General features: G+C 71.1%; 5 protein-coding genes and 1 pseudogene. 5 read left to right on the top strand and 1 reads right to left on the bottom strand.

What is annotated here, in order from left to right; genetic code table 11:
- Positions 1-67: 67 nt before the first annotated feature.
- Entirely contained in the window at positions 68-1987 is a 1920-nt protein-coding gene (locus tag BGN98_RS11500) for an anthranilate synthase family protein (protein ID WP_288121475.1), read from the top strand.
- A 1-nt stretch (position 1988) separates the two neighbouring features.
- On the opposite strand, the gene BGN98_RS11495 is transcribed toward BGN98_RS11500, so the two are convergent.
- A complete protein-coding gene (locus tag BGN98_RS11495) occupies positions 1989-3299 on the bottom strand; it encodes a M50 family metallopeptidase (protein ID WP_036289405.1) in 1311 nt (436 codons plus the stop codon).
- An 83-nt stretch (positions 3300-3382) separates the two neighbouring features.
- Here BGN98_RS11495 and BGN98_RS11490 point away from each other — a divergent pair, with 83 nt between their 5' ends.
- From BGN98_RS11490 to BGN98_RS11475, 4 genes and pseudogenes are all read left to right on the top strand, one after another.
- Positions 3383-3979 (top strand): hypothetical protein, encoded by a 597-nt coding sequence (locus tag BGN98_RS11490; protein ID WP_288121474.1) that lies wholly within the window; start codon positions 3383-3385, stop codon positions 3977-3979.
- Between the two features lie 89 nt (positions 3980-4068).
- Positions 4069-4764 (top strand): DUF1775 domain-containing protein, encoded by a 696-nt coding sequence (locus tag BGN98_RS11485; RefSeq protein WP_288121473.1) that lies wholly within the window; start codon positions 4069-4071, stop codon positions 4762-4764.
- A 105-nt stretch (positions 4765-4869) separates the two neighbouring features.
- A pseudogene (locus BGN98_RS11480) lies at positions 4870-5595 on the top strand (Mur ligase family protein); the annotation flags it as partial.
- Between the two features lie 149 nt (positions 5596-5744).
- Positions 5745-6166, top strand: a 422-nt coding sequence (locus tag BGN98_RS11475; protein ID WP_288121472.1) for a glutamate ligase domain-containing protein, incomplete at its 3' end; no start/stop codon positions are given.

Raw genomic sequence — 6166 nt, 5'->3', positions numbered from 1 at the left:
CGCCCTCGAGGCGGTCTTTTCGTTCCCGGACGAATGCAGCCCGCCCGACCTGAAGAAAGGCCCGGCGATGACCCCGAGCCCCTCCCCGCTGGAGTCCGTGCTGCGCGCGGAGCGTCCGTTCGCCCTGATCGCCCGGGATGCCGGCACCGTCGAGCTCCTCGTCGGCGAGGTGGTCGACGTCCCCCTGCTGTCCGACATCCCGCTGACGGATGCGACGGGCACCCCGCGAGAGGTGCTGGCGCTCGTGCCCTATCGGCAGGTCGTCGAGCGGGGCTTCGCGTGCCACGACGACGGCGCGCCGCTGCGCTGTCTCGTGGTCGACGAGCACGTGACAGTCGAGCGCGCCGCGCTGCTGTCGACGCTGCCGTCCGAGACCATTCCGCTGGCCGACGCCGGATTCGACGTCAGCGATGACGAGTATGCGACGATCGTCCGCCGCGTCATCGCCGACGAGATCGGCCGCGGCGAAGGCGCGAACTTCGTCATCCGCCGTGACTTCACGGCATCCGTCGACACCGACGCGGTCACCGCGGGACTCACCTGGTTCCGCGCCCTGCTGGAGCACGAACGCGGCGCCTACTGGACCTTCCTCGTGTCCACGCCCGGTCATCTCGCGGTCGGCGCGAGCCCGGAGGCCCACGTCAGCGCGCGGCGCGACGGCGCGACGATCGCGGGCACCAGCGTCGTCACGATGAACCCGATCTCGGGCACCTTCCGCCACCCCGTCGGAGGAGCCACGGCCGAGACGCTCACCGCGTTCCTGTCGTCGACGAAGGAGACCGAAGAGCTCTTCATGGTCGTCGACGAGGAGCTCAAGATGATGAGCGCCGTCTGCAGCGACGGGGGCCGCATCACCGGCCCGCATCTCAAGGAGATGTCGCGGTTGACGCACACCGAGTACATGCTGCGTGGCACGAGCACGATGGACCCGCGGGACATCCTGCGCGAGACGATGTTCGCACCGACGGTCACCGGATCGCCCATGCAGAACGCGTGCACCGTCATCCAGCGGCACGAACGCGAGCCCCGCGGCTACTACTCCGGCGTCGCGGCACTGTTCACCCCCACCGCCGACGGTCGCCACGACCTGGATGCGCCCATCCTCATTCGCACCGCCTACCTGGTCGACGGCACCCTGCGCGTTCCCGTGGGCGCCACGCTCGTGCGCCACTCCGACCCCGAGGGCGAAGTCGGAGAGACCCACGGCAAAGCGGCCGGCGTGCTCGGGGCCATCGGCGCCGTGGCACGCGATGCGGCCCCCGACACGCTCCTCGACGAGGACGCCCCGGCATCGACCGCGCCCCGCCTGGCCGACGACCCGTCGATCGCCGCGCTGCTCGCGGCGCGCAACGAGCGGCTCGCCCCCTTCTGGCTGAACCCGCAGCAGACCGCTGCCGCGGGTCCCTACGTCGGCCGAACGGCGGTGGTGGTGGATGCCGAGGACCGTTTCACCACGATGCTCGCCCACCAGCTGCGTCACCTCGGCTTCGCCACCTCGATCGTGCCCTGGAGCCGTGCCGCGGCGGAAGCCGACGCTCTCGCGGCGGCCGACATCGTCGTCGCGGGACCCGGGCCGGGCGATCCGCGGGACGACGGCAGCGCCCGCATCCGCGCCATGCGCGACGTCGTCGCCGCCCGCCTCGACGGCGGTCGGCCCCTCCTGGCGGTCTGTCTGAGCCACCAGATCCTCGCCGACCGGCTCGGCCTGGACCTCGCTCCCCTGGCGACGCCCCATCAGGGCCTGCAGAAGACCGTGGACGTCTTCGGAGAACCATCGTCGATCGGGTTCTACAACACGTTCACGGCCCGCGTGAACCCGGGAACGGCCCGCCTCGGGCGCACGGAGATCTCGGCGGATGGGGGCTCCGGTGACGTCTACGCCCTGCGCGGACCGGGCTACGCCTCGGTGCAGGGGCACCTGGAGTCGATCCTCTCGCGCGACGGCCTCGCCACGCTCGAACGACTGGTGTCCTGGGCTCTCGACTGACTCAGCCGAAGATCTTGAGCGGATTCACGATGTCCGCCAGGATCAGGATGCCGCCCATCACGACGATCGCGACGACCACGACGAACGTCACCGGGACGAGCGTGGTCGCATCGACGGGGCGCGGCGGCGGGCGGCGCCACAGCCGGGCCCAGGCGCGCTTCACGCCCTCCCAGAGGGCGATCACCACGTGGCCACCGTCCAGCGGCAGCAGCGGGATGAGGTTGAAGACGAACAGTGCCAGGTTGAGCGAGCCCAACAGCCCGAGAATGGTGGCGACGCGGTTGAGCACCGGCGCATCGGTGGCCGCGGCCTCGCCGGCGAGCCGGCCGACGCCGACCACCGACAGCGGCCCGTTCGGATCGCGCGGAGCCCCGGTGATCATGTCGGACGCCGTCTGGTAGACGCGTGCCGGCAGTTGCCCCATGATGCCGACGACCTGACCGGCCTGCTGCACCGCTGCGGCGGGACCCGCCCACAGCGGCTGGTGCACATAGTCCGTCATCGCGGTCATTCCGACGAAGCCGACGTCGGCGGTGACGGTGGTGCCGTCGGGCCCCGCGATCTGACGTTGCGCGAGCAGCGGTGTGACCTGGAGGGTCTGCTCGACACCGTCGCGGCGGACGACGACGGCGATGGCGCGGTTGGGCGAGGCCTGGATGATCGCCGACGCCTCCTCGAACGTCTGCACCGACGTGCCGTCGACCGACACGATCACGTCACCGGTCTGGATGCCGGCCGCCGCGGCCGGTGAGACGGGATCGTCTGCCGCGCACGCGGTCTGGGTCGATCCTGCCGGCAGCACGCACTGGTTCACCGCGGCGATGGTGGTCGTCGCGGTCTGCACGCCGATGCCGCTGAAGACGATCGCGAACAGGAGCATCGCCAGCAGAAGGTTCATGACCGGGCCACCGAGCATGATGACGATCCGCCGCCACACGGGGAGGGCGTAGAAGGTTCCGGTGCGGTCCACACCGTCGAGGGTCTCCTCGTTGGCGGCCCGCGCATCCTGCACCATCGACGCGAAGAAGCCGGCGCGCGCCCGCGAGGCGGCCGTGGCCGCCACGGTCTGCGGGGCCGGCGGATACATACCCGCCATGGAGATGTAGCCGCCGAGCGGCAGGAGCTTCACGCCGTACTCCGTCTCACCGAACCGGCGAGACCACAGCGTCGGCCCGAGACCCACCATGTAGCGGCCCACTCGCACGCCGAAGAGCTTGGCGGGCACGAGATGCCCGACCTCGTGCAGAGCGATCGATGCCGCGAGCCCCACGACCAGCAGCACGACGCCGACGATGAAGGCGATGAGGGTCACGAGCCAAGAGGCTACCGGTCGCCGCTTTGAGTTTGCTCAGCCCTCGCGCGGCACGCCCCTTTCGGCGCCGGTAGGCTCATCAGGTGCCCCACCGATCGACGAGCCGCCGTGTGCGCGCCCTGCGCGGCACGACCGCAGCGGCGATCGCGACGACGATCGCCTCGGCGGGGCACACGTTGGGCGGCGGACAGGCACCCCCGCTGTGGCTGATCGTGGCCGTCACCGTTCTCGCCTCACCCGTCGCCGTCGCTCTCGTCGGCCGACGCCGGAGTCTCCTTCGGACGGCAGCGGCCATCGCGGCGGCGCAGATCGCACTGCACACGATGTTCGCCGTGATCGGACCCGCCTCCCTCCCCGCCGCCGGCACCGGGCACGTGCACGGCGCGCTCTCGATCGGTCCGGCCGTTGCCGGCTCCGGACACTCCGCCGCCCACCTCGGCGTCGGGATGCTGCTCGCCCACGCCCTGGCGGCGGTCGTCACCATCGCGCTCGTGGCCTACGGCGAGCGGCTTGTGGCGGTTCTGGCCCGCGGCATCCGGCGCGTCCTGAACCGTACCCACTCGCCGGCACCGCAGAGCTTCCCGTGGGTCGTCATTCCCTCTCCCGGCCCGCGCGTCGCGCGTGCCGATGCCCACCTGTCCGTTCTCACTCGACGGGGTCCACCGGCGTTCGCACGCTGAGCACCGCCGCACCCGCGGCACCCCGCGGCACCGCCGCACCCGTCATCGCGGCATCCGCCGCGCCACGAACGAACAGAAAGAGCACCCTGATGACTGTCACCCCTGACTCCCGCCGCCGCGCACGCACGATCGCCGGCATCCTCGCCGGCGCCGCCCTCGTGCTTGCGGCCCCCCTCGCCGCATCGGCTCACGTGCACGTCACGCCGGACGCGTCGGATGCCGGGTCGACCACACGCCTCGCGTTCTCGTTCAGCCACGGCTGCGAGGACTCGCCCACCACCGCAGTGAAGATCACCATCCCCCAGGGCATCGACGGCGTGAAGCCGGTGCTCGACGGCGCATGGAAGATCACCCGCGAGCTGAACACGGATGGCATCCCGTCCTCCGTCACGTTCACGGCGATCACGCCGGTCGACTCCGGCGTAGCGGCCTCGGTCGCGCTCGATGTGATCTTCTCGTCGAGCGCCGCGAACACCTCGGTGGCCTTCCCCGTCCTGCAGACGTGCGAAACCGGGTCGACCGACTGGTCGGAGGTCGCCGCCGAGGGGCAGAGCGAAGACGATCTGAAAGCGCCTGCCCCCGTCGTCGCGGTCGGTGCCGTGTCGACCGGCTCTGGCGACCACGGGCATGCGTCGACGACCGACGGCGATGCAGATGCGCACGCCGCCACGACCGCCGCGGCGGCGTCGGATGCCGACCCGGTCGCACGCTGGTTGAGCGGTGGCGCCCTCGCCGCCGCGATCGCAGCGCTCGTCGTCGCGCTGGTGCGTCGACGCCGCGCCTGACGGATACCCGGCTCGTCCTGGCCTGCGGCCCGGTCGCCGCCCGTGCGGCGACCGGGCCGCGTGCCGAAATGAACGAGGTAGCCTGGTCATGGCTCTCGCTCCGGAGTGACGCTGGCAACGGACGACCTGCGTCTCGGCGATCTGTTCGTCGCGCTCCCCGGCCGCAACCATCACGGTGCGCAGTTCGTGGGGGCTGCCGTCGCGGCGGGGGCGGCAGCCGTCATCACCGACCGCGCGGGTGCGGAGCTGTCAGCCGACGCCGGCGTGCCGATCGCCGTGGTGGACGATCCGCGCGGCATCCTCGGCGAGATCTCGGCCTGGATCTACGGCACGGAGCAGAACGTGCCGATCATGCTCGGCGTCACGGGAACGAACGACAAGACGAGCGTCGCACATCTCCTCAAGGCGATTCTGGAGGCGCCCGAGTTCCACGCTCTGCTCGCGCACATGCGCGAGCGCGGAGTGGAGGCGGTGGCCGACGAAGTCAGCGCGCAGGCACTGGCACGTCACCGCGTCGACGGGATCGTCTTCGATGTCGCGGGCTTCACCAACCTCACGCACGACCATCTCGACGACTTCGGCGACATGGGCACCTACCTCCGCGCGAAGCTGCCGCTGTTCACCCCCGAACGCAGTCGTCGGGCGGTGGTGAGCCTCGACTCCGAATACGGCGTCGAGGTCGTCGCGGCAGCGAGGGTTCCCACCACGACGATCATCACCCCGGCCCTGGCCGTGGAGCCGGTCGCGGCGGATTGGACCGTGGACATCGTCGCCGAGCGACAACACGGCACCACTTTCGCTCCTCACGGCCCCGATGGGCAGTTGCTGACGACCACTGTTCCGGTGATCGGCCCGCACATGGCCTCCAACGCGGCGCTCGCCATCGTGATGCTCCGAGAGGCGGGCTACGCGTGGGAGCGGCTGGCCGCGGCCCTCGACGGCCGCCGGATCGAGGCGGCTGTCCCGGGCGGACACAGCGCGTGTCCGGAGAGAGCGGCCCGGCGGTCTACGTCGACTTCGGCCACTCCCCCGACGCGTTCGAGAAGACACTCGCCGCCGTGCGGCGCATCACCCCGGGACGCGTTCGGATGCTGTTCGGCGCCGACGGCGACCGCGACACGACCAAGAGATTCGATATGGGACGCACTGCCGCGCTCGGCAGCGACATCCTCATCATCACCGATCACCATCCGCGACACGAGAACCCCGACGACATCCGCGCCGAACTGCTCACCGGCGCTCGCGCCGCCGTGTCGGCCACCGAGATCCTCGAGATCTCGCCGCCGGAACGGGCGATCGTCGAGGCGATCTCGCGCGTCGGCGACGGCGACGCGATTCTCTGGGCGGGCCCCGGCCACCAGGACTATCGCGACATCCGAGGCGCTCGTGTGCCGTACTCGGC

It is taken from the genome of Microbacterium sp. 69-7 (assembly GCF_001897985.1).
GTDB classification, from domain to species: Bacteria; Actinomycetota; Actinomycetes; order Actinomycetales; family Microbacteriaceae; genus Microbacterium; species Microbacterium laevaniformans.
This window is presented reverse-complemented; position numbering and strand designations above follow the sequence as displayed.

What these genes read in the sequence shown, in the direction of transcription:
- BGN98_RS11500 (WP_288121475.1), top strand. Translation starts at nt 68, where the DNA reads ATGACCCCGAGCCCCTCCCCGCTGGAGTCCGTGCTGCGCGCGGAGCGT.
- BGN98_RS11485 (WP_288121473.1), top strand. Translation starts at nt 4,069, where the DNA reads ATGACTGTCACCCCTGACTCCCGCCGCCGCGCACGCACGATCGCCGGC.